Source organism: Rhizobacter sp. P3_C12 (assembly GCF_056402735.1).
The window spans coordinates 1-2987 of the sequence record NZ_JBFUGW010000466.1 but is presented as its reverse complement, the minus strand read 5'-3'; the positions used below and the strand labels follow the sequence as shown (position 1 = coordinate 2987).

Below are 2987 nucleotides of genomic sequence, written 5' to 3'. Positions count from 1 at the left end.
CGGCAGGCCCCAGGCGTTGACGTGGAACATCGGCACGACCGGCAGGATCACGTCGGCAGCCGAGCAGCCCATCGAATCGGGCAGCGCCGCCGCGAAGGCATGCAGCAGCGTCGAGCGGTGGCTGTAGACGGCACCCTTCGGATGGCCGGTGGTGCCCGAGGTGTAGCAGATGCTCGACGCGGTGTTCTCGTCGAACTGCGGCCAGGCGTAGGCGCCGTCCTCGGCCTCGACCAGGTCTTCGTAGCAGGCCAGGTTCGGCAGCGGGCTGCCAGGCGGCATGTGCGCGCGGTCGGTCATCAGCACGAAGTGCTTCACCCCGGCGAGCTGCGGCGCGAGCTTCTCGACCAGCGGCAGGAAGCCGAGGTCGAAGCACAGCACCTTGTCCTGCGCATCGTTGGCGATCCACGCGATCTGCTCGGGGAAGAGCCGCGGGTTGATGGTGTGGCAGACCAGGCCCGAGCCGGAGCTGCCGTAGTAGATCTCGACGTGCCGGTAGCCGTTCCAGGCCAGCGTCGCGACGCGGTCGCCGGCCTCGCAACCCAGCCGCGCCAGCGCCTGGGCCAGCTTGCGCGAGCGCAGCTCCAGGTCCTTCCAGGTGGTGCGGTGGATGTCGCCCTCGCAGCGCTTCGAGACGATCTCGGTGTCCGCCGCATGCCGCGCGGCATGCACGGCCAGCGAGGAGATCAGCAAGGGCATCTGCATCATCTGGCCCATCAGGCGTGACATGGACTTCTCCCGCATGAAAACGTTTTTCGGTGCGGGAAATGATAGGAAGGGTCGAGCGCGGGCCGGCTGGCTGTTTACCCGCCCCCCACACGCGGCCGAATCCAGGGCTTACCCACCCCGCCGGCTCGATTCGCCCCGGTCATTACACTTTCGGCCCTATGAGCGCCCTGCCTATTTCTGTTCCGATGCCGCCGCTGATGGGCGCCGACTGGCCCAACCGCTTCGCCGCGCTGGGCAGCGACTTCTTCACCGAACTGCCGCCGCAAGGCCTGCCCGACCCGCACTGGGTCGCCTGGAGCGCCGATTGCGCCCGCCTGCTCGGCCTGCCCGAAGCGCCGCCCGCCGACCCGCGACTGCTCGCCGCCCTCAGCGGCAACCTCGCCGAGGCGCCGATGCAGCCGCTGGCCAGCGTCTACAGCGGCCACCAGTTCGGCGTCTGGGCTGGCCAGCTGGGCGACGGCCGCGCGCTGTGGCTGGGCGAACTGCAGACGCCTGCCGGGCCGATGGAGATCCAGCTGAAGGGCGCCGGCCTCACGCCCTACTCGCGCATGGGCGACGGCCGCGCGGTGCTGCGCTCGTCGATCCGCGAGTTCCTGGCATCGGAGGCGATGCATGCGCTGGGCGTGCCGACCACGCGCGCGCTGAGCATCACCGGCTCGGCGCTGCCGGTGCGGCGCGAGGAGATCGAGACCGCCGCGGTCGTCACGCGCGTCGCGCCGTCGTTCATCCGCTTCGGCCACTTCGAGCATTTCGCGCACACCGAGCCGAACGTCGACGCACTGCGCCGGCTGGTCGATTTCGTGATCGACATCGCCTACCCCGAATGCCGCGGCGCGGCGCAACCGGCCGTCGCGCTGCTCGAGGCGGTGGCACGGCGCACCGCGCGCCTGATGGCCGACTGGCAGGCCGTCGGCTTCTGCCACGGCGTGATGAACACCGACAACATGTCGATCCTGGGCCTCACGATCGACTACGGCCCGTACGGCTTTCTCGACGCCTTCGACCCCGGCCACGTCTGCAACCATTCCGACCACCAGGGCCGCTACGCCTATGCGCGCCAACCGAACGTCGCGTTCTGGAACCTGCATGCGCTGGCCCAGGCGCTGCTGCCGCTGATCAACGAGCAGGACGACGCGCTCGAGGCGCTGGAGGCCTACAAGAGCGAGTTCGCCACGACGCTCGATGCGCGCATGGCCGCCAAGCTCGGCCTGTCTGACGCGCAGGACGGCGACCGGGCGCTCGCCGAGGGCCTGCTGCAGCGCATGGCCGCCGACCGCACCGACTTCAGCATCAGCTTCCGCCGGCTGGCCGGCTTCGACAGCCGCGACGGCGCGGCCAACGAGGCCCTGCGCGACCTCTTCATCGACCGCGAGGCCTTCGACGCCTGGGCACGGAACTATGCGGCGCGGTTGCGCTCCGAAAACAGCGTCGATGCCGAACGCGCCTTGCGGATGAACCGGGTGAACCCCAAGTACGTGCTTCGCAACCACCTGGCCGATACCGCGATCCGCGCGGCACGGGGTGGGGATTTCGGCGAGGTGCAGCGGCTGCTGAAAGTTCTGTCCGCGCCCTTCGACGAACAGCCCGAGCACGCGGCGTATGCCGATTTTCCGCCCGACTGGGCGCAACACATCGAGGTGTCCTGTTCATCATGAGTTCGAACGACCACGACCACCGCCCCGACGACGGCAGCCCCTACGGCGTCGCGAAGACCGACGCCGAATGGCGCGCCCAGCTGAGCCCGATGCAGTACGAGGTGGCGCGCCACGCCGCCACCGAGCGCGCCTTCAGCGGCAAGTACTGGGATCACTTCAAGGCCGGCCGCTACGACTGCGTCGGCTGCGGCACGCCGCTGTTCGCATCCGACACCAAGTTCGACGCCGGCTGCGGCTGGCCGAGCTACTGGGAGCCGATCAACAGCGAGGTGATCGAGCGCGTGGTCGACCGCAGCCACGGCATGGTGCGCGTCGAGGTGCGCTGCAACAACTGCGGCTCGCACCTGGGCCACGTCTTCGAAGACGGCCCGGAGCCGACCGGCGAGCGCTTCTGCATCAATTCCGCGGCGATAGACTTCGCCCCCAAGCCGTAACTCCGGCCGCCACTTCGTCCCCGTCGACGCTCCCTGATGACCCTGCTGCTCGATTTCCTCCCGCTGCTGCTGTTCTTCGGCACCTTCAAGTTCGCCGATGCCAACAAGGACGCCGCGGCGGCCTTCGCGAGCGAGCATTTCGGCTTCCTGGTCTCGGGCGGCAGCGTCGGCC

The 2987-nt window shown here is 69.2% G+C and carries 3 protein-coding genes; 2 read left to right on the top strand and 1 reads right to left on the bottom strand.

Annotated features, from left to right (window positions below; genetic code table 11):
• Nucleotides 1-726, bottom strand: a 726-nt coding sequence (locus tag AC1DXV_RS33255; RefSeq protein ID WP_477937803.1) for an AMP-binding protein, incomplete at its 3' end; no start/stop codon positions are given.
• Between the two features lie 185 nt (nucleotides 727-911).
• Between AC1DXV_RS33255 and AC1DXV_RS33250 the strand changes: the two genes are divergently transcribed.
• Both AC1DXV_RS33250 and msrB read left to right on the top strand, forming a co-directional pair.
• Nucleotides 912-2381, top strand: coding sequence for a protein adenylyltransferase SelO (locus tag AC1DXV_RS33250; protein ID WP_477869679.1), 1470 nt, complete (start codon nucleotides 912-914; stop codon nucleotides 2379-2381).
• The gene (gene msrB, locus AC1DXV_RS33245; protein WP_477937801.1) at nucleotides 2378-2815 is read left to right on the top strand and encodes a peptide-methionine (R)-S-oxide reductase MsrB; all 438 of its coding nucleotides are present in this window, start codon (nucleotides 2378-2380) and stop codon (nucleotides 2813-2815) included. Before AC1DXV_RS33250 ends, msrB begins: the two co-directional genes overlap by 4 nt.
• Nucleotides 2816-2987: the final 172 nt, after the last annotated feature.

What these genes read in the sequence shown, in the direction of transcription:
- AC1DXV_RS33250 (WP_477869679.1), top strand. Translation starts at nt 912, where the DNA reads ATGCCGCCGCTGATGGGCGCCGACTGGCCCAACCGCTTCGCCGCGCTG.
- msrB (WP_477937801.1), top strand. Translation starts at nt 2,378, where the DNA reads ATGAGTTCGAACGACCACGACCACCGCCCCGACGACGGCAGCCCCTAC.